Annotated in this window: 21 protein-coding genes; 8 read left to right on the top strand and 13 right to left on the bottom strand. The window is 67.0% G+C overall.

The window, feature by feature from the left end:
* Nucleotides 1–30: 30 nt before the first annotated feature.
* The 8 genes from OOB33_RS13545 to OOB33_RS13510 all read right to left on the bottom strand — a co-directional run bounded on the left by OOB33_RS13545 (nucleotide 31) and on the right by OOB33_RS13510 (nucleotide 9,663).
* Nucleotides 31–951 carry a branched-chain amino acid ABC transporter permease gene (locus OOB33_RS13545; protein ID WP_271009061.1) on the bottom strand — a complete coding sequence of 307 codons (921 nt, stop codon included), beginning with the start codon at nucleotides 949–951 and terminating at the stop codon, nucleotides 31–33.
* 14 nt (nucleotides 952–965) lie between these two features.
* Nucleotides 966–2,168, bottom strand: coding sequence for an ABC transporter substrate-binding protein (locus tag OOB33_RS13540; RefSeq protein ID WP_271009060.1), 1,203 nt, complete (start codon nucleotides 2,166–2,168; stop codon nucleotides 966–968).
* A 61-nt stretch (nucleotides 2,169–2,229) separates the two neighbouring features.
* Entirely contained in the window at nucleotides 2,230–3,885 is a 1,656-nt protein-coding gene (locus OOB33_RS13535) for an AMP-binding protein (RefSeq protein WP_271010056.1), read from the bottom strand.
* 23 nt (nucleotides 3,886–3,908) lie between these two features.
* Nucleotides 3,909–5,069 (bottom strand): acyl-CoA dehydrogenase family protein, encoded by a 1,161-nt coding sequence (locus OOB33_RS13530; RefSeq protein ID WP_271009059.1) that lies wholly within the window; start codon nucleotides 5,067–5,069, stop codon nucleotides 3,909–3,911.
* Between the two features lie 15 nt (nucleotides 5,070–5,084).
* Nucleotides 5,085–5,939: an enoyl-CoA hydratase family protein gene (locus OOB33_RS13525; protein WP_271009058.1), complete on the bottom strand. Its 855-nt coding sequence runs from the start codon at nucleotides 5,937–5,939 to the stop codon at nucleotides 5,085–5,087.
* A complete protein-coding gene (locus OOB33_RS13520) occupies nucleotides 5,936–6,505 on the bottom strand; it encodes a MarR family winged helix-turn-helix transcriptional regulator (RefSeq protein WP_271010055.1) in 570 nt (189 codons plus the stop codon). Before OOB33_RS13520 ends, OOB33_RS13525 begins: the two co-directional genes overlap by 4 nt.
* Nucleotides 6,506–6,510: 5 nt before the next feature.
* On the bottom strand, nucleotides 6,511–7,308 hold the full coding sequence (locus tag OOB33_RS13515) for an SDR family NAD(P)-dependent oxidoreductase (protein ID WP_102769990.1): 798 nt from the start codon (nucleotides 7,306–7,308) through the stop codon (nucleotides 6,511–6,513).
* A 3-nt stretch (nucleotides 7,309–7,311) separates the two neighbouring features.
* Entirely contained in the window at nucleotides 7,312–9,663 is a 2,352-nt protein-coding gene (locus tag OOB33_RS13510; protein WP_271009057.1) for a bifunctional salicylyl-CoA 5-hydroxylase/oxidoreductase, read from the bottom strand.
* Nucleotides 9,664–9,949: 286 nt separating this feature from the next.
* Here OOB33_RS13510 and kynB point away from each other — a divergent pair, with 286 nt between their 5' ends.
* The 7 genes from kynB to OOB33_RS13475 all read left to right on the top strand — a co-directional run bounded on the left by kynB (nucleotide 9,950) and on the right by OOB33_RS13475 (nucleotide 18,759).
* Nucleotides 9,950–10,579 (top strand): arylformamidase, encoded by a 630-nt coding sequence (gene kynB, locus OOB33_RS13505; protein WP_271009056.1) that lies wholly within the window; start codon nucleotides 9,950–9,952, stop codon nucleotides 10,577–10,579.
* A 36-nt stretch (nucleotides 10,580–10,615) separates the two neighbouring features.
* Nucleotides 10,616–11,914, top strand: coding sequence for a kynureninase (gene kynU, locus OOB33_RS13500; RefSeq protein WP_271009055.1), 1,299 nt, complete (start codon nucleotides 10,616–10,618; stop codon nucleotides 11,912–11,914).
* Nucleotides 11,911–12,855 carry a tryptophan 2,3-dioxygenase gene (gene kynA / locus OOB33_RS13495; protein WP_271009054.1) on the top strand — a complete coding sequence of 315 codons (945 nt, stop codon included), beginning with the start codon at nucleotides 11,911–11,913 and terminating at the stop codon, nucleotides 12,853–12,855. The genes kynU and kynA overlap by 4 nt, the downstream gene beginning before the upstream one ends.
* Before the next feature lie 262 nt (nucleotides 12,856–13,117).
* Nucleotides 13,118–13,861, top strand: a complete 744-nt coding sequence (locus OOB33_RS13490) for an ABC transporter substrate-binding protein (protein ID WP_271009053.1) — start codon at nucleotides 13,118–13,120, stop codon at nucleotides 13,859–13,861.
* A 27-nt stretch (nucleotides 13,862–13,888) separates the two neighbouring features.
* Nucleotides 13,889–16,414 carry a sensor histidine kinase gene (locus OOB33_RS13485; protein WP_271009052.1) on the top strand — a complete coding sequence of 842 codons (2,526 nt, stop codon included), beginning with the start codon at nucleotides 13,889–13,891 and terminating at the stop codon, nucleotides 16,412–16,414.
* 170 nt (nucleotides 16,415–16,584) lie between these two features.
* The gene (locus OOB33_RS13480; RefSeq protein ID WP_102769983.1) at nucleotides 16,585–18,393 is read left to right on the top strand and encodes an aminopeptidase P family protein; all 1,809 of its coding nucleotides are present in this window, start codon (nucleotides 16,585–16,587) and stop codon (nucleotides 18,391–18,393) included.
* 183 nt (nucleotides 18,394–18,576) lie between these two features.
* A complete protein-coding gene (locus OOB33_RS13475) occupies nucleotides 18,577–18,759 on the top strand; it encodes a hypothetical protein (protein WP_102769982.1) in 183 nt (60 codons plus the stop codon).
* 26 nt (nucleotides 18,760–18,785) lie between these two features.
* Here OOB33_RS13475 and OOB33_RS13470 read toward each other — a convergent pair whose 3' ends face one another.
* The 5 genes from OOB33_RS13470 to OOB33_RS13450 form a co-directional block, all read right to left on the bottom strand.
* Complete coding sequence (locus tag OOB33_RS13470; protein ID WP_271009051.1) at nucleotides 18,786–19,739, bottom strand: LytR/AlgR family response regulator transcription factor; 954 nt, start codon at nucleotides 19,737–19,739, stop codon at nucleotides 18,786–18,788.
* The gene (locus OOB33_RS13465) at nucleotides 19,736–20,881 is read right to left on the bottom strand and encodes a sensor histidine kinase (RefSeq protein WP_271009050.1); all 1,146 of its coding nucleotides are present in this window, start codon (nucleotides 20,879–20,881) and stop codon (nucleotides 19,736–19,738) included. The genes OOB33_RS13470 and OOB33_RS13465 overlap by 4 nt, the downstream gene beginning before the upstream one ends.
* 146 nt (nucleotides 20,882–21,027) lie before the next feature.
* Nucleotides 21,028–21,276 carry a hypothetical protein gene (locus tag OOB33_RS13460; protein WP_102770411.1) on the bottom strand — a complete coding sequence of 83 codons (249 nt, stop codon included), beginning with the start codon at nucleotides 21,274–21,276 and terminating at the stop codon, nucleotides 21,028–21,030.
* A 112-nt stretch (nucleotides 21,277–21,388) separates the two neighbouring features.
* A complete protein-coding gene (locus OOB33_RS13455; RefSeq protein WP_102769980.1) occupies nucleotides 21,389–22,105 on the bottom strand; it encodes a glutathione S-transferase N-terminal domain-containing protein in 717 nt (238 codons plus the stop codon).
* Nucleotides 22,106–22,215: 110 nt separating this feature from the next.
* Complete coding sequence (locus OOB33_RS13450; protein WP_271009049.1) at nucleotides 22,216–23,103, bottom strand: dienelactone hydrolase family protein; 888 nt, start codon at nucleotides 23,101–23,103, stop codon at nucleotides 22,216–22,218.
* Between the two features lie 298 nt (nucleotides 23,104–23,401).
* On the opposite strand from OOB33_RS13450, the gene OOB33_RS13445 reads away from it, so the two are divergent.
* Entirely contained in the window at nucleotides 23,402–24,985 is a 1,584-nt protein-coding gene (locus tag OOB33_RS13445; RefSeq protein ID WP_271009048.1) for an ABC transporter substrate-binding protein, read from the top strand.
* Nucleotides 24,986–25,517 lie beyond the last annotated feature (532 nt).

The raw sequence follows: 25,517 nt of genomic DNA, 5'->3' as shown, positions 1-25,517 counted from the left end.
GGATGTGTGTTCGTGGGTCCGCATCGCATCTCAACCACGCGCCGGGAACAGGCCCTGCGGTTTCCAGAACAGCACGGCCGCCATCAAGACGTAAATCAGGATGGAGGCCAGCGCCGGGCCCAGATTGGCGGCCAGTTCGGGCGAGGCCAGTTGGCGCAAGGCGGCGGGCAGCAGGCTGCGGCTGCAGGTGTCCACCACGCCCACCAAGAGCGCGCCGACCAAGGCGCCGCGGATGGAGCCGATGCCACCGATCACGACCACCACAAAGGCCAGGATCAGGATGCTCTCGCCCATGCCCACCTGCACTGCCAGCAACGGGCCCAGCAGCGAACCGGCCAGCGCGCACAGCGCCGCGCCGAAGCCGAACACCGCCGTGAACAACCAGCGGATGTTCACGCCCAAGGCCGTGGCCATCGGTCGGTTCGAGGCGCCGGCCCGCACCCACATGCCGATGCGGCTGCGCGTCACCAGCAGGTAGAGCAGCAGAGCCACGGCCAGACCGACGCCGATGATGAGCAGGCGGTAGGCCGGGTAATAAAGGCCCGGCAGCAGTTCCACCGGCCCGGACAGCGCTGCCGGCGTGTTCAGCATCACCGGCTGCTCGCCCCAGATCATGCGCACGCCCTCATTGCAGATCAGGATCAGGGCAAAGGTCGCCAGCACCTGGGACAGGTGGTCGCGCGCATAAAGCCGGCGCAGCACGCTCATCTCGAGCAACATGCCGAACACCGCCGTGCCCAAGAGCGAGCCCAGCACCGCCAGGCCGAAGGAACCCGTCGCCTGCGCCACGGCGGCTGCCAAGTAGGCGCCCACCATGTACAGCGAGCCATGGGCCAAATTGATCATGTCCATGATGCCGAACACCAGGGTCAGCCCGGCGGCCAGCAAAAACAGCATGAGTCCGAACTGCAGGCCGTTCAAGGCCTGCTCGGCGACGAGCACCCAATCCATCGCTGGGCCTCAGCTCACTTGGCCGCCATCTTGCACGACGCCGCGTAGGCATCCGCATGGTTGCTGAAGATCTTACCCAGGGTCTTGTTGGTGACGCGGCCCTGGGCGTCTTTGCCGATCACGCGCAGGTAGTAGTCCTGGATCGGGTATTGGTTGTTGTTGAACTTGAAAGCACCACGCACGGACTCGAACTTGGCGGCCTTGATGGCCTTGAGCAGCGCGTCCTTGTCTTCGATCTTGCCCTTCACATCGCGCACCGCGGCGTTCATCAGCAAGGCCGCGTCATAGCCCTGGCTGGCGTAGAGCGAAGGCAGGCGGCCGTAGTCTTTCTGGAAGTCCGCCACGAACTTCTTATTGGCGGCGTTGTCCATGTCATGCGCCCAGTGCGAGCTGTTGAACATGCCCAGCATGGGCTCGCCCACGGCCTTGATCACATCCTCGTCGGCCGAGAAGCCGGGGCCGAACAGGGTCACGTCCTTGGACAGGCCGGCGCCGACAAACTGCTTGATGAAGTTGATGCCCATGCCGCCGGGCAGGAAGATGTACATGGCATCGGGCTTGGCGGCGCGCGCCTGCGCCAGCTCGGCGGCGTAGTCCAGCTGGCCGAGCTTGGTGTAGATCTCCTCGACCACCGCACCTTTGTAAAAGCGCTTGAAGCCGGTCAGCGCATCCTTGCCGGCCGGGTAGTTGGGCGCCAGCAGCACCAGCTTCTTGAAACCCTTGTCCATCACCGTCTTGCCCACGGCCTCGTGCAGGTTGTCGTTCTGCCAGGCCACGTTGAAGAAATAGGGGTTGCACTGCTCACCCGCGTATTGCGAGGGGCCGGCATTGGCGCTGATGTAGGGCGTCTTGCTCTCGAACACGCTGGGGCCCACGGCCAGCATCAGGTTGGAAAACACGATGCCGGTCATGAAGTCGACCTTGTCGCGCTTGATCAGGCGGTCCGAGGTCTGCTTGGCGACCTCGGGGTTCTGCTGGTCGTCCGCGGTGATCAGCTCGACCGGCAGGCCACCGAACTTGCCGCCCGCATGCTTGAGCCCCAGCTGGAAGCCATCACGGATGTCCACGCCCAGGCCAGCACCGGGGCCAGACAAGGTGCTGAGCAGGCCCACCTTGACCTTGTCGGCCGCCTGCACCGCAGCCTGGCTGCACAAGAGTGCAGCGGCAAGGGCTGCCAAGCGAAGGGACGAGACGCTCTTCTTCTGGGGCAAGTTCATGACAAAGCTCTCCAAGGGACAGGTTGGGGTGAACAAACGATCAGCGACAGGAACGGACAACTCAAGCAGGGTGACGAAGGCGGAAGCGTTGCAGCTTGCCGGTTTCGGTGCGCGGCAGGCGCTCGCGGAACTCGATGGCGCGCGGGTATTTGTAGGGGGCGATGGTGGCCTTGACGAAATCCTGCAAGGTCTTGCACAGCTCGGGCCCGGCCTCGAAGCCGGGGCGCAGCACCACCACGGCCTTGACGATCTGGCCGCGCTCCTCATCAGCCTGCCCCACCACTCCGCACTCGGCCACGGCCGGATGCAGCAGCAGGGCCGCTTCCACTTCGGGGCCGGCAATGTTGTAGCCGCCGGAGATGATCATGTCGTCGGTGCGCGCCTGGTAGACGAAGAAACCCTGCTCGTCGACAAGGTAGGCATCGCCGGTCAGGTTCCAGCCGTTCAGCACATAGTTCTTCTGGCGCTCGTCGGCCAGGTAGCGGCAGCCGGTCGGGCCCTTGACGGCCAGGCGGCCCACCTGGCCGGGTGGCAAGACCTGACCCTCCTCGCCCAGCACGCAGGCGCGGTAACCCGGCACCGGCCGACCGGTGGCACCCGGCCGGGCCGTGGCCTCGTCGTGCGAGATAAAAATATGCAGCAGCTCGGTGGCGCCGATGCCGTCGATCAGCTCGATACCGCCCTCGCCCGCCGCCGTGCGGCCACGGGTCGCTTCTTTCCAGAGCTGGCGCGTGGCAGCGGGCAAGGCCTCGCCGGCGCTGACGCATTTGCGCAGGCTGCTCAGATCATGCTGATCCAGCAGCGGGGCCATCACCCGGTAGGAGGTGGGCGCGGTGAACATGACGCTGGCGCCGTAGCGGGCCACGGCCGGCAGCAAGGCCTCGGGCGAGGCTTTTTCCAGCAGCACGGTCGAGGCGCCCACCGTCATCGGGAACAGCAGCAGGCCGCCCAGGCCAAAGGTGAAGGCCAGCGGCGGGCTGCCGATGAAGACATCGTCGGCCTGCGGGCGCAGCAGATGCGGCGGCCAGCAGCGACAGATGGCCATCACATCGCGGTGGAAATGCATGGTGCCTTTGGGCTGCCCGGTGGTGCCCGAAGTGAAGGCGATGATGCAGCAGTCCTCAGCGGCGGTGTCCACGGTGCTGAACTGCGCCGGCTTGGCCGCGGCGCGCGCCTCCAAGCCTTCAGGCGCCGCGCTGTGGAAGAGCAGGGCCTGTGTCAGACCCGGGCAGCGCTCGCGGGCCAGGCTCAGCTCCTCGGCCAGGCGCTCGTCGCACAGGGCGTGGCGGATCTCGGCTTTCTGGATGATCTGTTCCAGCTCCACCGCGCGCAGCAGGGGCATGGTGGCCACGGCGATGGCGCCCACCTTCATCACCGCGAACCAGCAGGCTGCCATGGCCGGCGTGTTGGCACCGCGCAGCAGCACGCGGTTGCCCGGAACCACACCCAGCTCATCGACCAGCACATGGGCGATGCGGTTGGCCTCGGCTTGTAGCTGGGCATAGCTCCAGCGCAGCGGCTGGCCGTCAACGCCAAAGCCTTGCACACAGAGGCGATCGCCCTGCCCGCGCTCGACCCAGGCGTCCAGCAGCTCATGCGCGCAGTTCAGGCGTTCGGGGAACTGCAGCTCGGGCAGCTCGAAGATCAGCTCGGGCCACTGCTCGCGCGGCGGCAGGTGCTCGAAGGCAAAGCGGTCCTGATGCGAGGTGTAGGTCATGGCAGTACTGGAGGCAGAAGCGTTCATTTCAGCAAGTCCCGTCCGATGATCAGCTGCTGCACCTCGCTCGCGCCCTCGTAAATGCGCAGGGCGCGGATTTCCCGGTACAGCGATTCCACGATTTCGCCGCTGCGCACGCCGCGGCCACCATGCAGTTGCAAGGCGGCGTCAATCACCTGCTGCGCGCCCTCGGTGGCCATGAGCTTGGCCATCGCCGCCTCGCGCGTGACCGTCTGGCCCTGGTCGCGCTGCCAGGCGGCGCGGTAGACCAGCAGGGCCGAGCTGTCCACCGTGCAGGCCATCTCGGCCAGCTTGGCCTGGGCCAGGGGCAGATCGGCCAGATGGGCGCCGAACATGGCCCGGCTCTTGGCCTGGGCCAGGCCCTCTTGCAGGCCGCGCCGCGCAAAGCCCAAGGCGGCGGCGGCCACCGAGGTGCGGAAGACGTCGAGGGTGCGCATGGCGATCTTGAAGCCTTCAGCCGGCGCGCCGATGCGCTGGCTGGCCGGGATGCGGCAGTCGCTGAATTTCAGCCGCGCCAGCGGGTGCGGCGCGATCACCTCGATGCGCTCGGCAATCTCGAAGCCAGGCGTGCCGGCATCGACGATGAAGGCGCTGATGCCGCGCGAACCGGCCGCTTCCCCAGTCCGAGCAAACACCACGTAGAAGTCGGCAATGCCCCCGTTGGAGATCCAGGTCTTCTCACCGTTCAAGACATAGCTGTCACCGTCTAACCGAGCGCTGCACTGCAGGGCCGCCACATCGGAGCCGGCTTGCGGCTCGGACAGGGCAAAGGCCGCCAGCTTCTCGCCGCGCGCCACGGCCGGCAGATAACGCTCTCTTTGCTCGGGCGTGCCCGCCAGCGAGATCGCACCCGAACCCAGGCCCTGCATCGCAAAGGCGAAATCGGCCAGCCCGTTGTAGCGAGCCAAGGTTTCACGCAGCAGGCAGATGGCGCGGGTGTCGATCACCTCGGCCGCGCCGCCAAGCGCCGTGCCGGCCACCGCATGGCGCAGCCAGCCACCCTGCCCCAGTGCGCGCACCAGGCTGATGCACTCAGCATCCACATCGGCACCATGGCCGCTGTGCAGAAATTCGGCGCACCAGGCGTCCAGATGTGCCGCCAACTCGCGGTGGCGCGGCTCGAAAAACGGCCACTCCAAGTGCTTGAGGGCGGGGTTCGCCATCGACTCACTCATCGCTCAGTCTCCCTGAAACTCGGGCCGCTGCTTGGCCACGAAGGCGTGATACGCGCGGTGGAAGTCTTGCGTCATCATGCAGATGGCCTGGGCCTGGGCTTCGGATTCGATGGCCTCGTCCACGCCCATGGCCCATTCCTGGTGCAGCATCTTCTTGGTCATGGCGTGGGCAAAGGCCGGGCCGCCGGCGATCTGCTGCGCCCATTCCAGCGCCTCGGGCAAGAGGCGCTCGGGCGCGACCAGGCGGTTCATGAAGCCCCAGCTCAAGCCCTCCTCGCCACCGAGGCTGCGGCCGCTGTAGAGCAGGTCCGAGGCGCGGCCCTGGCCGACGATGCGCGGCAGGATGGAGCAGGCGCCCATATCGCAGCCGGCCAGGCCGACGCGGGTGAACAGGAACGCGGTCTTGCTGCGCGCCGTGCCGACGCGCAGGTCCGAGGCCATGGCCATGATGGCGCCGGCACCGGCGCAGACGCCGTCAATGGCGGCGATCACAGGCTGCGGGCAGGCGCGCATGGCCTTGACCAGATCGCCCGTCATGCGGGTGAAGGCCAGCAGGTCGGGCATGCTCATCGTGGTCAGCGGGCCGATGATCTCGTGCACATCGCCGCCGCTGCAGAAGTTGTCGCCCGCGCCCTGCACGACGATGGCGCGCACTTCATCGACATAGCTCAGACGGCGGAACAGATCGCGCAGCTCGGCATAGCTCTCAAAAGTCAGCGGGTTCTTGCGCTCGGGCCGGTTCAGGGTGATCACGCCCACATCGCCGTGCTGGGCCCAGCCAAAGTGCTGGGGCGTGTAGCCCTGCAGGCTCTGGCGATTGCCCTCGCGCAGGTGTTCGCTCATGGCGCGTTCCGTCATTTCTTTTTCTCCTTGCTCGCAGGGCTCGGGGTCGCCGCGATAGCTGCCGCGGCGTCCAGCGCCCCCAGATGATTTTTCAGCACGGCCATCAGGCCGTAGAGCTCCGTCTTCTGCTCGGCCGACCAGCCGCCCAGCAGCTCCACCACCCATTGCTCATGCGTGGCCGCCATGCGCTTGAACTGGCGCCGGCCTTGCGGCGTGAGCTTGACGGTGAAGGAGCGACGGTCGCTGGGGTGGGCCTCGCGCACCACCAAGCCTTCAGATTCGAGCTGGTCGGTGATGCCGGTGATGTTGCCGCCGGTCACCATCAGGCGCTGCGAGAGCTCGCGCATGGCCAGGCCTTCGGGGTGGCGCTCCAGCTGGGCCAGCAGGTCGAAGCGCGGCAAGGTGGTGGCGAAATCCTGGCTCAGGCGCTTGCGGATCACCCCCTCCACCCGGTTGGTGCAGGCCAGCAGGCGCAGCCAGAGCTTGAGCGCCTGGTGGTGGTCGTCGATCACCCGCGATTCCAGGTCCGGCCCCAGGTCCAGGCCCGGGTCCAGCTCGGCGGGACCGAGGGCGCTTGTCATGCTTGTCATGGCAGCTCGCCCCCGCAGACCGAGATCGCCTGGCCGTTGATGGCCGCGCTGTCGCGCCGCGCCAACCAAAGTACGGTGGCCGCCACTTCCTGCGGCTGGATCAGGCGGCCCAGCGGGTTGCCAGCGGCCAGCTCGGCACGGGCTTCATCGGCGCTGCGGCCGGTCTTTTGCATGATGGTTTGCACCGCCCGGTCGACGATGTCGGTCTCGGTGTAGCCGGGGCAGACGGCGTTGACGGTGACGCCTTTCTTGGCTGTTTCCTGCGCCATGGCGCGGGTCAAGCCCAGCACGCCATGCTTGGCGGCGCAGTAGGCCGCCACATAGGCATAACCCGTCAGCGCGGCGGTGCTGGCCACATTGATGATGCGGCCGAAGCCACGCGCCGTCATCACCGGCAAGACTTCGCGACTGCACAAAAAGGTGCCGGTCAGATTGACCTGCAGCATGCGCTGCCAGAGCTCCAGCGAGGTGCGCGAAATCGGCGCAGTTTCCACCTGGCCGGCGTTGTTGACCAGGATGTCCACCGGCGCCAGCGCCGTGGCGGCGGCGAAGCCGCGCTGCACACTGACCTCATCCCCGACATCGACGATCTGAAACCCCACCTCACCCAAGGCCGCCAGGGCCAGCTGCTGCACCTGCAGGCGCTCGTGGTTGCGGCCCATCAAGGTGACGCGGGCGCCGGCCTGCAGCAGGCTTTGCGCGATGGCCGCGCCAATGCCGCTGCCACCGCCGGTGACCACGGCGTGCAGGCCTTGCAAAGGTTGCTGAACCAGAGGCGGAAAGTTGCCGGCCATGGCTCAAACCCCCAAGGCCTTGTTGGCCTGCTCTTGTGCGCTCAGGCCCGCGCTGGCCGAGGCCTGCGCGCGCTGGCGCTCGAACTCTTTTTCCAGCTGCGGCTTGGCCGAGAGATAGGCGCGCGGCCAGTCGAGGCCCGGCCCGGCTTGGTAGCCGATGCGCGCCGCTTCGCTGAGCGTCCAGGCCGGGTTGGCCAGATGCGGGCGGGCGATGGCGCAGAGGTCAGCCCGGCCGGCCGCGATGATGCTGTTGACATGGTCGGCCTCGGAGATGGCACCCACGGCCATGGTGGCGATGCCGACGCGGTTGCGGATGCTTTCCGAGAACGGGGTTTGCCACATGCGGCCGTAGGTGGGCTTTTCCTGCTTGCTGACCTGGCCCGAGGACACATCGATCAGGTCGGCACCGGCCGCCTTGAAAGCCGCCGCGATCAGCACCGCGTCTTCCGGCGTGTTGCCGCCGGGCACCCAGTCATGGGCCGAGATGCGCACCGACATCGGCCGCTCTTCCGGCCAGACCGCACGCAGGGCGCGGAAGACCTCGAGCGGGTAGCGCAGGCGGTTCTCCAGCGAACCGCCGTATTCGTCCTCGCGGTGGTTGGTCAGCGGCGAGAGGAAGCTGGAGAGCAGATAGCCGTGAGCGCAGTGCAGCTCCAGCCAGTCGAATCCTGCCGCGGCCGCGCGGCGGGCGGCGGCGACAAAGTCATCGCGCACCCGGTCCATATCGGCCCGGTCCATGGCGCGCGAGGTCTGGCTCACGCCTGCCAGGTACTGCTGCGGTGAAGCCGAGATCAGCGGCCAGTTGCCGGTTTCCAGCGGCTGGTCGATGCCCTCCCAGCCGCGCCGGGTCGAGCCCTTGGCGCCGGCGTGGCCCAGCTGCATGGCGATCTTGGCGCTGCTGTGCGTGTGCACGAAGTCCACGATGCGCTGCCAGGCCAGGCCCTGCAGATCGGTGTAGAGGCCGGGGCAACCCGGCGTGATGCGGCCATCGGCCGAGGGGCAGGTCATCTCGGCGAACACCAGGCCGGCGCCGCCGGTGGCACGGGCGCCCAGGTGCATCAGGTGGTAGTCGCCGACGACGCCGTCGACACAGGAGTACTGCGCCATGGGCGAGACCACGACGCGGTTCTTCAGCGTCAGCCCGCGCAGGCGGAAGGGCGTGAACATGGGCGGCACGGCCTGCTCGGGCAAGCCACTCTGCGCCGCCAGCCAGGCCTCGAAGCGACCCACATAGCCGGCGTCTCGCTGGCGCAGGTTCTCGTGCGAGATGCGCTGCGAGCGGGTCAGCAGGGAATAGGCAAACTGCTCGGGCGCCAAGTGGGCGTGGCGCTCGACGTTCTCAAACCATTCGGTGGAGTTGCGCGCGGCATTCTGGATGCGCAGCACCTCGATGCTGCGACTGGCCTGGTAGACCTCCAGGGCGCGCGTCAGATCACCACCGGCGTCGCCGATATCGCGTGCCAAGGCGATCGCGTCTTCCAGCGCCAGCTTGGTGCCCGAGCCGATGGAGAAGTGCGCGGTGTGGGCGGCATCGCCCATCAGCACCACGGGCGCGCGGCCGTTGTGGTGCACCCAGTTCTTGCAGACCACGCGCGGGAAGCGGATCCACTGCGCCGAGCCGCGCAGGTGCGAGGCGTTGCTGATTAGCGTGTGGCCGTCCAGCACCTTGGCGAACAGGCGCTCGCAGAAGGCAATGCCCTCTTCCTTGCTCATGGCCTCCAGGCCGGCGGCCTGCCAGACCGACTCGGGCGTCTCGACGATGAAGGTCGAATGCGTCTCGTCGAACTTGTAAGCATGGGCCTGGAACCAGCCATGCTCGGTCTTCTGAAAGTCAAACGTGAAGGCGTCAAAGAGCTTGGTCGTGCCCAGCCAGACAAAGCGGCATTGGCGCAGATCAATGTCGGGCTGATAAATGGCGCTGTACTTCTGGCGGATGCGGCTGTTCAGGCCGTCGCAGGCGATGATGAGGTCGGCGTCCACACCCTCATCGTCTTGCACCTCATGTTCGTAGACCAGCTTCACACCCAGCTCGGCGCAGCGCGCCTGCAGGATGTTCAGCAGCTTCATGCGGCCGATGCCGCAAAAACCATGGCCGCCCGAGCGCATGCTGCGGCCGGCGATGTGCACATCGATATCGTCCCAGTGGTTGAAGGCGGTCAGGATGGCCTCGGCCGTGGGCGCATCGGCTTCACGCATGGCGCCCAGGGTCTGGTCGGAGAAGACCACGCCCCAGCCGAAGGTGTCGCCGGGGCGGTTGCGCTCCAGCACGGTGATCTCGTGGCTGGGGTCTTGCTGCTTCATCAGCAGGGCGAAATACAGGCCGGCCGGGCCGCCGCCGATACAGGTGATGCGCATGCTGGGCTCTCGCTGAAACCGTGGTGTTGCGGCGCACTTTAGGCCTTGATAGTTTAAGCGTCAACAATTATTCTGAGCTTGCCGGATCGGGACATACCCTGTTCAATTTGGCTTCCGATTTCGTTTCACACCCGGGGCCGAACGTGCGTGCGCAGATGTTGGAATTAACCGACACCACGCGCTTTCAGGCCTTGTTAAGGTCTCGCCCGCTGTGAGCTTGGCCCCCTCCCCCGGGGACTGGCCGCAGTGTTTGAGCTGTTGATGAATCACTGAGAGCACCCCACACATGCCGCCCAAGACACTCTGGGACATCTCGCCCACGGTCTCGCCCGAGGCCCCGATCTTTCCCGGCGACGAGCCCTACCGCCTGAACTGGACGGCACGGCTCTCGCCCGACTGCCCGGTCAATCTGAGCGCGCTGACCATGTCGCCCCATGTCGGCGCCCATGCCGATGCGCCCTTGCACTACGCGAGCGATGCCGCCGACGCGGCCAGCGTGGCGCTCGACGCCTATCTAGGCCCCTGCCGCGTGATCCACGCCATCGGCTGCGGGCCGCTGATCCGCATCGAACATGTGCAGCATGCGGCCGAAGGCCTGCCGCCGCGCGTGCTGGTGCGCTGCTGCGAGCGCGCCGACACGGTCTGGAACCCTGATTTCAGCGCCTTCGCGCCCGAGACCGTGGCCTGGCTGGCCGCGCGCGGCGTGCGCCTGATCGGCCTGGACACGCCCTCGGTGGACCCGGCCAGCAGCAAGAGCCTGGACAGCCACCAGCAGCTGCTGCGCCTGGACCTGCGCGTGCTGGAGAACCTGGTGCTGGACGAGGTGCCCGAGGGCGACTACGAGCTGATCGCCCTGCCCCTGAAGCTGGCCGGCGCCTGCGCCTCGCCGGTGCGCGCGGTGCTGCGCGCGCTCTGACCGAACCGATTTCGACTTTCCCCTGGAGACACGACCATGACCACCTTGCAAGACTGCGACGTCCTCGACCAAGAGGACCCCTTGCGCGAGCTGCGCCAGCAGTTCGACCTGCCGCCCGGCGTCATCTACCTGGACGGCAATTCTCTGGGCGTGCTGCCGCGCGCCACCCTGGGCCGCGTGCAGGAGGTGATCCAGCGCGAATGGGGCGAGGACCTGATCAAGAGCTGGAACACGGCCGGCTGGATGGACCTGCCCGGCAAGATCGGCGACAAGATCGCCCGCCTGGTGGGCGCCGGCCCGGGCGAGCTGGTGGTGGCGGACTCGACCTCACTGAACCTCTACAAAGTGCTGTCCGCCGGCCTGCGCATTGCCCAGGCGGATGCCCCGGCGCGCAAGCTCATCGTCTCCGAGCGCAGCAACTTCCCGACCGATCTCTACATCGCCGAAAGCCTGGCCCGCCAGCATGGCGCGCGCCTGCACCTGGTGGACAGCGTGGACGAGATCGCGGGCACGCTGAACGCCGATCTGGCCGTGCTGATGATCACCGAGGTCAACTACCGCACCGGCTACAAGCACGATATGAAGGCCTTGACCGCCGCCGCCCACGCGGCCGGCGCCCTGGTGATCTGGGACCTGGCCCACTCGGCCGGCGCCGTGCCGGTGGACTTGAAAGGCGCGGATGCCGACTTCGCCGTCGGCTGCGGCTACAAATACCTGAACGGCGGCCCCGGCGCCCCGGCTTTTGTCTGGGCCCACCCGCGCCATGCCGACCGCTTCTGGCAGCCGCTCTCGGGCTGGCTGGGCCATGCCGCACCCTTCCAGTTCACGCCGGACTACCAACCCGCCCCCGGCATCAAGCGCTATATCTGCGGCACGCCGGCCATGCTGTCCACCGCGGCGCTGGAATGCGGGGTCGACACGGTGCTGGCGGCCGAGGGCCTGGGCGGCATGGCCGCGCTGCGCAAAAAGAGCATCGCGCTGACGGAGCTCTTCATCGAGCTGGCCGAGGAACGTTGCGGCGCCCTGGGCGTGCGCCTGGCCTCGCCCCGCAATCCTGAGCGGCGCGGCAGCCAGGTCTGCCTGAGCCTGGCCGCACCGCTGCAGCATGCCGGCTATGCGGTGATCCAGGCCCTGATCGCACGCGGCGTGATCGGCGACTTCCGCGCCGGTGACCCGGCCCGACTCGACGAAGTGCCCCACATCCTGCGCTTCGGCTTCACGCCGCTCTACATAGGCTTTGCCGACGTCTATGCCGCCGTGGAACACCTCTACCAGGTGCTCAAGACCGAAGAGTGGCAGCGCCCCGAGTTCGCACGCCAGGGAGCGGTGACATGAGCTGCCCGCACCATCACGAAGGCCAGGCGGGTCGGACCGAGCAGATTGTGAAAGCCGCTGACGCCGGGCCGCCCCAAGGCAGCGGGCGCCCCCTCGGGGGGCAGGAGCGCAGCGACGTGGGGGCTTCATTCCACGGGGCGCAGCTCGATTTCTCGAAAGACATGAGCTACGGGGACTACCTGCATCTCGACCAGATCCTCAGCGCCCAGCATCCGCTCTCGCCCGAGCACAACGAGATGCTCTTCATCGTCCAGCACCAGACCTCGGAGCTGTGGATGAAGCTGATGCTGCATGAGATGCAGGCGGCCGTGGCCTGTGTGGCGGCCGACCGCCTGCCCGAGGCTTTCAAGATGCTGGCCCGGGTGTCCAAGATCATGGAACAGCTGGTCCATGCCTGGGACGTGCTGGCCACCATGACGCCGCCCGAGTACACGGCCATCCGGCCTTACCTCTCGAACAGCAGCGGCTTCCAGAGCGCGCAATACCGCCGCATCGAGTTCATGTTGGGCAACAAGAACGCGGCCATGCTCAAGCCGCACGCCCACCGACCCGATCTGCTGGCCGAGGTGGAGGCGGCCTGGCGTGCGCCCTCGCTCTACGACGAAGCGATCCGCCTGATGCAGCGACGTGGCATTGCCGTGCCTGCCGAGGCCCTGGAGCGCGACTGGACCCAGCCTTATGCCGCCAGCGAAGGCGTCAAGGCCGCCTGGCTGGAGGTCTACCGCAGCCCCGAGCAGCACTGGGATCTTTATCAGATGGGCGAGGAACTGGTCGACCTGGAGGATGCTTTCCGGCTCTGGCGCTTCCGCCATGTCACCACGGTCGAGCGGGTGATCGGCTTCAAGCGCGGCACCGGCGGCACCTCGGGCGTGTCCTACCTGCGCAAGATGCTGGACACGGTGCTCTTCCCCGAGCTGTGGGCGCTGCGCACCGAGCTCTGAGCCCGCCCCAGCCTCAAACTGCAGGACAAGGCGGTACAAACGGCCAATTCCTGCGGTTTGAGCCCCGTGGCTTTGCTATACAGTCGGCTGCGACGGCCGCCCATGGGAGCACCGGGTCCAGATCGGACCCCTGATCGTGCCAGGAAGCGTGCCGCACACAGGGGTCCTTGTCATGCGCAGTTTGATGTGGATTCCGGGCCGGTCGACGCTTGCCGCGACCCGTCTGGGATGTGTTGCCCTTTTCACCTTGTTGGCGGCCGGCATGGCCCCGGCCCAGGCCGGCGACGTGCTCAAGCGCGTGCAGCGCGAGCAGCAGCTCAAGGTCTGCATCTGGCCCGGCTACTACGGCGTCACCTTCCGCAGCCCGCGCACCGGCGAACTGCAGGGCATCGACATCGATCTGTCCGCGGCCCTGGCCCAGGATCTGGGCGTCAAACTGCAGCATGTCGAGTCGTCCTTTCCCAAGCTGATCGAGGACCTGAGCCGTGATCGCTGCGATGTGGCCATGTTCGCCATCGGCGTGACGGCGGAGCGCCAGCAGCAGCTGCGTTTCAGCAGCCCCTACCTGCAGAGCGACATTTACGGCATCACCACGCGCAGCAGCCGCAGCATCCGCGCCTGGTCAGACATCGACAAGCCCGGCATCAAGGTCGCCGTGCAGGCCGGCACCTTCATGGAGCCGGTGGTCAGCGCCTGGCTCAAACAGGCCCAGGTGGTGGTGATCCGCCCACCGCAGACCCGCGAGCAGGAGCTGGAAGCCGGCCGAGTGGACATCTTCATGACCGACTACCCCTACAGCCGCCGCCTGCTGGACAACGCCGACTGGGCACGTCTGGTGTCCTCACCGACGCCGTTTTCCGTTCTGCCCTATGCCTACGCCGTCAAACCCGGCGATGAGGAGTGGCTGGGCCGGCTCAACACCTTTGTGGCCGCGATCAAGAAAGACGGCCGCCTGGTGGCGGCGGCCAAGAAGCACGGCCTGAGTGAAATTCTGCTGCCGCGCTGACCGGCCCGCGAGCCGATCGATCGACCCATGAGCGATCAAGCCCCAGGCTTCCAGCCGCCCCCTGCCCAGTTGCCGGCCTGGGTCAACGGCGGCATGGCGATTTGGGGCACGGCCCTGCTGAGCCTGGCCCTGCTTGCACTGGCCGGCGGTTTCTTGTGGCTGGAGTACCGCCAGAACCGGCATACCGAAATCGAACACTGCGCCCTCTACGCCCGCACGCTGGAGGCCCAGACCAACCAGACCCTGGGAACTGCCAACTTGGCCCTGCAAGGCCTGGCCCGCAGCCTCGGCGCCAGTGATTCGCCCAGCCCCGAGGGCGCGGCCAGCAGCCGCTTGCTGAGCCAGACCTTGCCTGGCCTGCCCTTTGTGCGTAGCTTCTCGCTGCTGGACGAGAACGGCCGCGTGATTGCCAGCAGCAATCCGACCAATCTGGACCTGCAACTGGATCTGCTGCGCCTGAGTCACAAGCCCGAGATCATCAGTGGCAGCGCCAGGCTCGGCGATGTGCAGCAAGGCCGCGATCTGAACGAGCTGCCCGCTCATCCGACTGCCGGCCAGGCCGATGGCAAGCCCGGGATCACGGCAGCCACGAGAGCTTCAAGCTACTTTGTGCCCATGACTCTGAGTCTGGTCGGCAATCGGGCGCCCCTGCATCTGGTGGCAGCGCTGAACCCGGACTATTTCGCCAATCTATTTGAACGCCAGTTGGGCAGCGGCCAGCACCAGGCCGCGCTGTTGAGCCTGAGCGGCCAGCTGATCGCCAGTCGTGTCCAGCCTGTGCGCGAGCCCGGCAGCATGCTGGCCGGCCACACCGTGTTCCGCGATCACCTGCCCGGGCGTGAACGCGCCAGCTACGAGAGCGAGCAAGGGCTGGACCCGTCGCCTGCCCTGGGTGCATTCGAACTGGCCCGCGACCACCCCTGGGTGGTGGTGGTGGAGCTGCCCAGCGGCCTGTTAATGAACCAGCTGTTTCAGAGCGCCCGGGTCGTCGGCCTGAGCCTGGCGGCCGGCCTGGCCGTGATGGCGGCTCTGGGCGCCATGGCCTGGCGCGCCCTGGGCGCTTACGACCTCGCTCGGCGTGAGCTGCAGACCGCCCACCGCCACCTGGCGACCAAGGAACGCGAGCAAAGCCTGCTCATTCACAACGTTCAGGAGCTGATGTTCCGCACCGACCCGGAGGGCCTGCTGCAGTTCGTCAACCATGCCGATTTCCTCAGCAGCAAGGACCAAGCCCCGATGCTGGGACGCCGCTTCTCCGAGTTGATCGACCCGCGTGACCAAGCCCGGGCGCGCAGCCTCTTTCACACCGGCAGCGGCTTTCTCAACCTGCCCATCGCCCTGCGCCTGCTGCCCCAGCAGGGGCGGCAGCGGGTGCTCGAGGTGACCGTCACGCCGGTGCGTCAGGACAACGGCCAGATTCACGGCTTCGTCGGTTTTGCCATCGACGTGACCGAACGCGAGGACGCCCGCCAACGCCTGCAGGCCCAGCTCGACTTCACGGCCCGCCTGATCGACGTCTGCCCCATCCCCATCTTTGCCAAGGACCAGCAACTGCGCTTCGTCATGGTCAACCAGGCCTGGAGCGAGATGTCGGGCGTGGACAAGAACCTGGCCCTGGGCCGCAAGCTCAGCGAGCTGCGCCCAGCCGGCGTCGCACGAAAGCCCGAGGAGCTGGACGCGCGCCTGCTTCGCGAGGGCGGCAGCGAACAGCTGGAGATCCACGAGCGCGGCCGTGACTACCTGACCCACCGTACCGTGTTCACCGATGCCCAGGGCCGCACGGCCGGTGTGCTGGGCAGCGCGATTGATGTGAGCCGCTTTGTCGAGGCCGAGCGCCAGATCCGCGAGGCGCGCGACGCGGCCGAGCGCACCAACAAGATGAAGAGCGAATTCGTCGCCAATATGAGCCACGAACTGCGCACGCCGCTGCAAAGCATCATCGGCTTCTCCGAGCTGGGCCTGAATCGCAGCGGCGAGCACCCCAAGCTGCAGGACATGTTTGCCCGCATCCACACCGCCGGCCAGCGCATGCAGGATCTGGTGGATCCGCTGCTGGATCTGTCCCATGTCGAAAGCACACAGGGCCAGCTCAAGCTTGAAATCCAGGACCTGCGGCCCCTGCTGCTGGAGCTGCACAAGGAGATGCAGGGCCGGGCCCAGCCGCGCGAAGTCCTGCTGGCTTTGCAACTGCCGCCCGAGCAGCCGCTGATGGCTGCCATCAATCCGCCACGCCTGCAACAGGCGCTGCGCAATGTGCTGGACAACGCCCTGCGCTTCGCCCCCAGCGGCAGCACGGTGGACGTGCAGGTGCGACGAGAGCCTGCCGGTCTATGCATCTCTGTCCATGACCAAGGCCCGGGCATTCCGGAGGCCGAACTGGAATCGGTGTTCCAGCCTTTTGTACAGGGCAGCAATCACAAGCCCGGCAGCGGAGGCACAGGCCTGGGCCTGACCATCGCGCGCAAGATCATGCATGCCCATGGCGGCACGCTGAACGCCCACAACCACGCCCAGGGCGGCTGCCTGTTCGAGTTCTGGCTGCCGCCGGCTTGAAGCTCACCTCTCGCGCCAAATTCGGGCGCAAAGCGCCAGCTTCGAGCGCAGCGCGCCGACCTGCCAGGCCACAGCCACCTACAATTCCGCCCGGTTTCAGACGATTCAGGCGCACACCCGCGCCCCACGCGCGACCCGCGCAGACGCACCACAGACCCGGAGACCCCGCCATGGACGCTCGCACATCCACCCTGACCCTGCGCATCGAGAAAATGCGCGATGCCCTGAAGCGCAACGACGTCCACGCCGTGCTGGTGCCCTCGGCCGACCCGCATCTGTCCGAATACCTGCCCGAGCGCTGGCAGGCGCGCCAGTGGCTGTCGGGCTTCACCGGCTCGGTCGGCACCCTGGTGGTGACGCGCGAGCGCGCCGCCATCTTTGCCGACAGCCGCTACTGGACCCAGGCCGAGACCGAGCTGGCCGGCACCGGCATCGAGCTGGTCAAGGTCATGAGCGGAGCGGCCACCGACTACATCGCCTGGATCGCCGCCCAGCTGCAAGCCGGCCAGACCCTGGCCGTGGACGGCCAGGTGCTGGGCCTGGCCCTGGCCCGCCTGCTGAGCACGGCCATGGCCGAAGCTCGCATCACCCTGCGCACCGACATCGACCTGGTCGACGAAGTCTGGGCCGAGCGCCCGGGTCTGCCCGACAGCGCCGTCTGGGAACACACCGCTCCGCAGGCCACGGTCAGCCGCGCCGACAAGCTGGCCGCCATCCGCGCCGCCGTGGCCACCCAGGGCTGCAGCCACCATTTCATCAGCAGCGTCGACGATGTGGCCTGGCTGCTGAACCTGCGCGGCTCGGACGTGGACTACAACCCGGTCTTCATGGCCCATGTGCTGCTGGACGCGCAAGCGGCCACCCTGTTTGTGGCCGAAGGCAAGATCGACGCGGCCCTGCAGGCCCGCCTGGCCGCCGACGGCGTGAGCCTGCGCCCCTACGCTGAGGCCGCCACCGCCCTGGCCGCCCTACCGGCCGATGCGCGCGTTCTGATGGACCCCAAGCGCGTCACCTTCGGCCTGCGCCAGGCCGTGCCGGCCAGCGCCAGCATCCGTGAAGCGATCAACCCCAGCACCCTGGCCAAGAGCCGCAAGACCGCCGCCGAAGCCGCCTTCGTGCGCGAGGCCATGGAGCAGGACGGCGCCGCCATGTGCGAGTTCTACGCCTGGCTGGAGAGCGCCCTGGGCCAGCAGCGCATCACCGAGCTGACCATCGACGAGGAGCTGACGGCCGCACGCGCGCGCCGCCCCGGCTTCAAGGGCCTGAGCTTCCCCACCATCGCCGGCTTCAATGCCAACGGCGCCATGCCGCACTACCGCGCCACGCCGGCTTCGCACAGCGTGATCGAGGGCAACGGCCTGCTGCTGATCGACTCGGGCGGCCAGTACCTGGGCGGCACCACCGACATCACCCGCGTCTGGGGCATCGGCGAGGTCAGCGCCGCGCAAAAGCGCGACTACACCCTGGTGCTCAAGGGCACGATCAACCTCTCACGCGCCTGCTTCCCGCGCGGCACGCTCAGCCCCATGCTCGACGCCCTGGCACGCAGCCCGCTGTGGGAGCATGGCCTGGACTACAGCCACGGCACCGGCCACGGCGTCGGCTACTTCATGAACGTCCATGAAGGCCCGCAAAGCATCTCCAAGGCCGTGCCCGACGCGACCATGGCCATGGAGCACGGCATGATCACCTCGATCGAACCGGGTCTCTACCGCCCGGGGCAATGGGGCGTGCGCATCGAGAACCTGGTGCTCAACACCGGCCTGGACACGCCCGAGCGCGGCCAGTTCGGCGAGATGCTGCGCTTCGAGACCCTGACCCTGTGCCCGATCGAAACCCGCTGCATCGACCTGAGCCTGATGCGCGCGGACGAGATCGCCTGGCTGAACCAGTACCACGCCGAGGTGCGCCGCCGCCTGGCCCCTCTGCTCAGCGGCGCCGGCCTGGCCTGGCTGATGGCCCGCACCGAGGCCATCTGAGCAAATATTTGAGCGATGGTTTGAGTGAACGCCTGAGCAGTCTCCGGACCACCCAGAACAAGGCGGCTTCGGCCGCCTTTTTTCATGCCTGTCACCGGCTCGCGACACTGGAACTCCCTGCGAAGGCGGCCTAGAGTTGTTCGGACCGCCCCGCTGTTTTCATGAGCCAGGAAGGAGTCCATCATGGCCCGCAAAAGCATCCATGTGTTTTCGGAAAGTGGCTTGCATGGCGCCCTGCTCGCGGCCTTGCTGCTGCTGATCGTCGTTGGCCTGGTCGACAGCTGGTTCTTCACGCCCGAGGGCAAGACGCCGGTGCTGTGGCGCCTGGACCCGGTGGTGGTCAGCGGGCCCGCGCCAAGCCGCTGAGCCGATGAGCCCGCCCCGGGCTTGGCTTACATCTGCCGGAACAGGTGCAGGTAACTGCGGCTGACCGGCAGCACCTCGGGCCGGTCCTTCAGGTGCACATCGGCGGTCTCGTTCGGGCCCCGGGTGACGTGGCTGATGGCATGCAGATTGACCACCACCGAGCGGTGAACCTGGGCAAAGCGCTGTGGGTCGATCTGCTCCATCAGCTCACGGATGGGCGTGCGGATCAAGGCCTCACCCTCGGGCCAGACCACCAGGGTGTACTTCTCGTCCGAACGCAGGTAGATGATCTCGTCCACCGGAATCAGCTTCAAGCTGGCGCCCACCGAGGCACGGATCCACTGCAGATAGGCCGGTTGAGCGGCGCTGGCCGCTGATCTCGCCGGCAAAGTCGAAGCGCCCGGCGCGGCGGTCACCACGGTGGGCTCGGCTCGGGGCGATTGCTGCAGGCGCGTCAACAGCTGCTGAATCACGGCCTCCAGTGCGGCCGGCGGCAGCACTGGCGAGGCATCCTTCGCCGCAAGCTCTGCAGCATCCAGCACCGGTGCGTGCCCCTGCACGGAGCGCTGCTCCACCAGGCGCTGCTTCAGCCGCGCAACCGTGTCCGCCAAGCGGGCCTCATCGATCGGCTTGACCAGGTAATCCAAGGCGCCCTGCTCAAAGGCCTGGACGGCGTACTGCTCGTAGGCCGTGACAAAGACGATGTGCGCACGACGCGCCAACTGCCGCGCCGCCTCGACCCCGTTCAGGCCCGGCATGTGCACATCGAGAAACACGATGTCCGGGCGCAGCTGCTCAAACTTCTCGACCGCCTCGCGGCCATTGCGCGCCTGGCCCAGCACCTGCAGCTCCGGCCAGGCCTGCGCGAGCGCGCGCACCAGGCTGTCGCGCAACAGAGGTTCATCGTCGGCAACCAGGGCGGTGGGCGCAGCGGCAGGAACAGCGGTTGGGGCGACGGTTTGGGGCAGGTCTGAACTCATGGCTGAAACTGGATCTCGGCGCGCAGGCCGTGCGGCTGATTCTCACTCAGGGCCAGGCTGGCCCCGCCGGGGTAGAAGACCTTGAGCCGCTCGCGCAGATTGCGCAGGCCGGTGCCCGAGCCCGCGCTCTGGCTCAGGCCCATGCCGCTGTCGCTGACCCAGAGGCGAACCCCACCCTCGGCTGTGCTGCGCTCGGCACCGAGCTCGATGTGGCCACCCTCCTCGCTGGGATCGATGCCATGGCGCACCGCGTTCTCCACCAGGGTCAGCAAGGCCATGGGCGGAAAGCGCAGGTTCTCCAGCTCGGCCGGAATGTGGATGCTAAAGCTGAGCCGGTCCGGCATGCGCAGGTGCATCAGCTCGAGATAGGCGCGCACAAGGGTCAGCTCGTCGCCCAGGGTTGCCACCTCGCTCTGCAGGCGCGGCATGGCGGCGCGCAGATAGGCAATCAGGCTGCGCAGCACCGGTGCCGCTTGCGGGCTGCCGGTTTCCACCAGGGCGCGCACATTGGCCAGGGTGTTGAAGAGGAAATGGGGCTCGACCTGGGCTTGCAGCAGGCGCAGGCGCACATCGAGGGCTTGGCGCTCCAGCTCGCTGCGCTCCAGTTCGAAGCGCAAGGCCTGGCTGCGCGCCTCGGCATCGCGCTGCCGGTACAGCGCGCCCATGGCCAGCAGCGGCGCCACCAGCAGGCCCGAGCCGGCGATCCAGAGAAAGCCGAACATACGCCCTTCGCTGTTGAGCAGGCGGTAGAGATCTCCGCCCACCGCCACCAGGTACACAACCAGGGTGGCCGTCGGCACCATCACCACCACGGCCAGCACCTGCAGCAACCAGCGCGCCAGCCAACGCGGCAGGAGCCGGGGCCAGTGGCCGGCCACGGCAAAGCCCAGCAGGCCCAGCAGGCCGACAAACAAGGTGCGCCCCAGCAGAACCGGAAAGCTGACAGCGAAGATGGGCGAGAGCAGAACGGCGGCGAAAGCCGCCAGGCCCAGGGTGGACAGCACCCGGCTGGGATTCAGGTAGACCAGAAAGGCCTGCCAGGCTTCCGCCTGGCTCAACACGGTTGCAGCCTCTTGCCGCGCAAACGGCATGCGGCCGGTGCTGGCGGCCTGACCGTCCAGCAATGGGGGAACTTTCGACATGCCGGCAGCGTAGCCGCAGGCAAGCCCGACTCCAAGGCTTTGAAGCAAGCCGCGCGACGAACAGCGGTTTATCGACCTCGGGCGGCTGCCCCAACAGGCCCGCAGCGGCGTTTTTCAGCCACAAAGCCCCATACGGTAGGGCTGCCTCAGGCCGGGGCGCCGATGCGACACATGACGAAATCGCGCCCGGCATTGATGGCAAAGCGCAGGGCCTCGGCCGGCGAGGACCAGCCAAAACCGCCGGCCAGGGCTTCATCCCGGTAGGCTTCCTGGCGCGGCAGTTCGCCTCGCACCCGCATCACCACGACGGCGGCCACATAGCCATAGCTGTGCAAGCGATTCATGGCGCCGGCGTAGATACGGTAGTCCCCGGCGTCAACTTCTTCGAAATGCATGTGGATCTCCTGCTGTGGCGGCGGAAAAGCCCGCGAGCTGCTGCGCACTGTGCGCGCCCAGACAGGAAATCGCTCTAACCCGAAAGAGGGCCCTCTTTGGAGGGGGTGGCGCTCAGGCGAGGCCCGGTTGTTGCAATCCGCGCTGCACCGCCGGGCGGTCGAGAAAGGCCTGCAGCACCCGCGCCACTTCGGGGAACTCGGCGATGCCGACCAACTCGCCGGCGCCGTAGAAGTTCAGGAGGTTGTTGATCCAGGGGAAGACGGCGATGTCTGCGATCGTGTACGCGTCGCCCATCAGCCAGCGGCGGCCGCTCAGTCGCTGGTTCAACACGCCCAGCAGGCGGCGTGTCTCGGCGGCGTAGCGGTCGCGCGGGCGTTTGTCCTCGTAGTCCTTGCCCGCAAACTTGTGGAAGAAACCCAGCTGACCCATCATCGGCCCGACGCCGCCCATCTGGAACATCAGCCACTGCAGGGTCTCGTAACGCAGAGCCGCATCGGCAGGCAGCAACTGAAGCGCTTGCGCCTGCGGCTTCTCAGCCAGGTAGACCAGGATGGCGCCCGATTCCCACAGCGCCAAAGGCACGCCGCCCGGGCCCTGCGGGTCGAGGATGGCCGGAATCTTGTTGTTGGGGTTCAGGGACAGGAACTCGGGCGAGAACTGGTCCTGGCTGTCAAAGCTGACGCGATGCGCCTCGTAAGGCAGGCCCAGCTCCTCCAGCGCGATCGACACCTTGACGCCATTGGGCGTGGGCAGGGAGTAGAGCTGCAGACGCTCGGGGTGGCGGGCCGGCCATTTGCGGGTGATGGCGAAGGAGCTCAGATCGGACATGGGCAATGTGGGCAAGAAGGCGTTCAAGATTCAAGAGCACACATCATCGCCGCCCCGGATTGCCCTTGCCGGCCCGGGCTCTTGCCCGGGGCACGGCGGGCCTCCAACCCTCAAGCCAGCTTGGCCTTGAAGAAATCCACGGTGCGCTGCCAGGCCAGCTTGGCCGCCTCGGCATCGAATCGCGGCGTGGTGTCGTTGTTGAAACCATGCTGGGTGCCGGCGTAGATGTGCGCCTCGAAGGGCACGCCGGCGGCCTTGAGCGCGGCCTCGTACTTGGGCCAGCCGGCGTTGATGCGTTCGTCCTGGGCGGCATAGTGGATCAGGAGCGGGGCCTTGATCTTGGCCACCTCTTCAACCGGCGGCTGGCCGCCGTAGAAAGGCACGGCGGCGGCCAGGTCGGGCAGCTGGGTGGCCAGGTAGTTGGCGATGCCACCACCGAAGCAGAACCCCACCACACCGACACGGCCGTTGCCCTCGGGCAAGGCCTGCAGCGCACGGGCTGCGGCCACAAAATCGGCACGGGTCTTGCCCGCATCGAGCTTGCCGAAGAGCTCGCGCGCCTTGTCTTCGTCGCCGGGGTAGCCGCCCAGGTTGAAAAGCGCATCAGGCGCGAAGGCGAGAAAGCCGTCCAGCGCCAGGCGCCGGGTGATGTCCTCGATGTGCGGGTTCAGGCCCCGGTTTTCATGCACCACCAGGACCGAGGGCAAGCGGCCCTTGGCGCCGGCAGGCCGCGCCAGGTAGCCGCGAACGCGGCCATTGCCCTGGGGCGAATCGATCTCCAGCCAGCGGGTGCTGATGCGCGCATCGTCCGGCTTGACCTGCTGCGCCGCGGCAAAGCGGGGCGACAGGGCCGCCAGCGTGGCCGTGGCCGCAGCGGCGCTGCCCAGGGCTCGCTGCGCCTGGTCGAGAAAGCCGCGACGGCTGAGGCCGCCGTGCACATAGTGGTCGAAGAGCCGAAGGATCTCGGGCGAGAAATCCTGGGCGGTCAAACGTGTCATGAGGCGGCTCCAATAGAGGTGGATGACAAGGTGACGAGGCACACAGCCTGCGGTCCGTGCAAAAAAACAGCGCCACGACGCCGGGCGCAGCGGCACATTCAAGCCGGCAGGCAGTCTCCTTGGCTACGAAGCTTTTCGCAAGACGATAGACGCAATGGCAATGGCAAAGCTGCGACCATTGCGCCGGGCGCAGGCGCCGCGGACGCCGCTTGCGTACACTGCCGCCCCTTTCTGGCTGGCGACGGGCTCACGCTGCGCCCGTCCCGGCCGCCCCGCTTTGTTGTACGGAGTCTGCCCCATGAAATCGCCCCTGCTGGCCTGCCTGTTGGGCGCCGCCCTGATCTGGACATTGCCCTCCGCCCAGGCCCAAACCCTGCGCTGGGCCAGCGCCGGTGATCCGCTGACGCTGGACCCCTATGCACAGAATGAAACCCTGACCAACACCGTCAACGGCCAGATCTATGAGTTCCTGGTCACCCGTGACCCGCAGCTCAAGCTGGTGCCCCAGCTGGCCACCGAGTGGAAGCAGCTGGGCCCGCAGAGCTGGCGCCTGAAGCTGCGCCCGGGGGTGAAGTTCCACGACGGCCGGCCCTTCACGGCCGATGACGTCGTCTTTTCCATCCAGCGCGCCAAGCAGCCCAGCTCGCAGATCGCCATGTACGCCAATGCGGTGGGTGAGCCGCGCAAGGTGGACGATCTGACGGTGGAGTTCAGCCTGCCCCAGGTGAACCCGATCTTTCTGCAGCACCTGACCACGATCTACATCATGAGCCGCGGCTGGGCCGAGGCCCACAAGGCCACGCGCACCCAGGACTTCTCGGCCAAGGAGGAGTCCTACGCCGCCTTCAACGCCAACGGCACCGGCCCCTTCATGCTGGTCAGCCGCGCGCCCGACAGCAAGACGGTGTTCAAGCGCAACCCCAAGTACTGGGGCCAGATCGAGGGCAATGTGCAGGAGGTGATCTACACCCCGATCAAGAGCGATGCCACCCGCACCGCCGCCCTGGTCTCGGGCGAGGTGGATTTCGTGCTCGACCCGTCGCCGCGCGACCTGGAGAACCTGGCCCGCACGCCCGGCGTCAAGATCGTCAACGGCCCCGAGAACCGCATCATCTTCATCGGCCTGGACCAGGGCCGCGACGAGTTGCTCTACAGCAATGTCAAGGGCAAGAACCCCTTCAAGGATGTGAGGGTGCGGCGCGCGCTCTACCAGGCGATCGACATCGAAACGATCAAGACCAAGCTGATGAACGGCCAATCTGCGCCCACCGGTGCCCTGGTGCCCTCGCCCCTGGGCAGCTTCAACGACCCGGCGCTGGAAGCCCGCCTGCCCTACGACCTGGCCGCCGCCAAGAAGCTGCTGGCCGAGGCCGGCTACGCCAACGGCTTCGAGTTCACGCTGGATTGCCCCAACAACCGCTATGTCAATGACGAGCGCATCTGCATGACCCTGGCCTCGCAATGGGCCAAGCTGGGCATCAAGACCCGCGTGAACGCCCAGCCCAAGGGCCTGATCTTCAGCAAGCTGGAGCAGCTGGACACTTCGGCCTACCTCTTCGGCTGGGGCGGCTCCATCACCGACCCCGAGAGCATCTTCACCTCGCATTTCCGCAACCGCGGCGAGAAAGGCGTGGGCGAGTACAACCGCGGCAATTTCAAGGACGATGAGCTCGATGCCCTGGTCGCCGCCTCCAGCAAGGAGCCCGATGAAGCCAAGCGCCAGCAGCTGATCAAGCAGGCCTTCAAGCGCCAGGCCGAGCAGGTGCACTACATCCCCCTGCACCGCCAGTTCATCCCCTGGACGGCCCGAAGCCATATCCAGGTGGTGCACCGCCCGGACAACTGGCTGGAATGGCGCTGGATCACGGTCGGACCCAAATGAGCCTGCCCGGCATCTCGAAGCCGGGGGGGGCGCCATGCTGCCTGACTTATTCGTTATGCAGACATATTCCTGCGCAAAACTTCTTGGGCGCGGCGCGGGCCGCCACCTAGACTGAGCTTCGCCACGGACGGCAAACGAAACGTTCGCGGCGAACACCAAGAAACATCGTCACGAGGAAAAGGCCGCGACAAAGACGCGGCCCGAGGGACGAAGAGGAAGACGAATAGGAAGAGGCCGAAGAGGAAGAGCCAGGAAAGACCGGTGACCTGTGCCACTGGGTCGTGCGCGAGGGCTGCCAGCCGGCTCGCCGCGTCGACAGCGTGCACAGGAGATAGGCCGGGCCGTGTGTGCACTTGCTGATGGGGTGCATGGGGAAAGCGAAAGTGAGCAAGCGCCCGCACGGCCCGGACCGACTCTTCAGCGAGAGTGCCCCTGGCATTGACTGGGATGACCCGGCATTCGTCGCCGAATGGCTCCTTATTCAAAACCCAGATAAACAAATATAAAAACTGTTGTTCCATGAATAAGAGGC

Source organism: Paucibacter sp. B51 (assembly GCF_027863535.1).
Taxonomy (GTDB): domain Bacteria; phylum Pseudomonadota; class Gammaproteobacteria; order Burkholderiales; family Burkholderiaceae_C; genus Paucibacter_A; species Paucibacter_A aquatilis.
The sequence above is the reverse complement of the archived record's forward strand: the minus strand, read 5'-3'. Positions and strand labels throughout refer to the sequence as shown.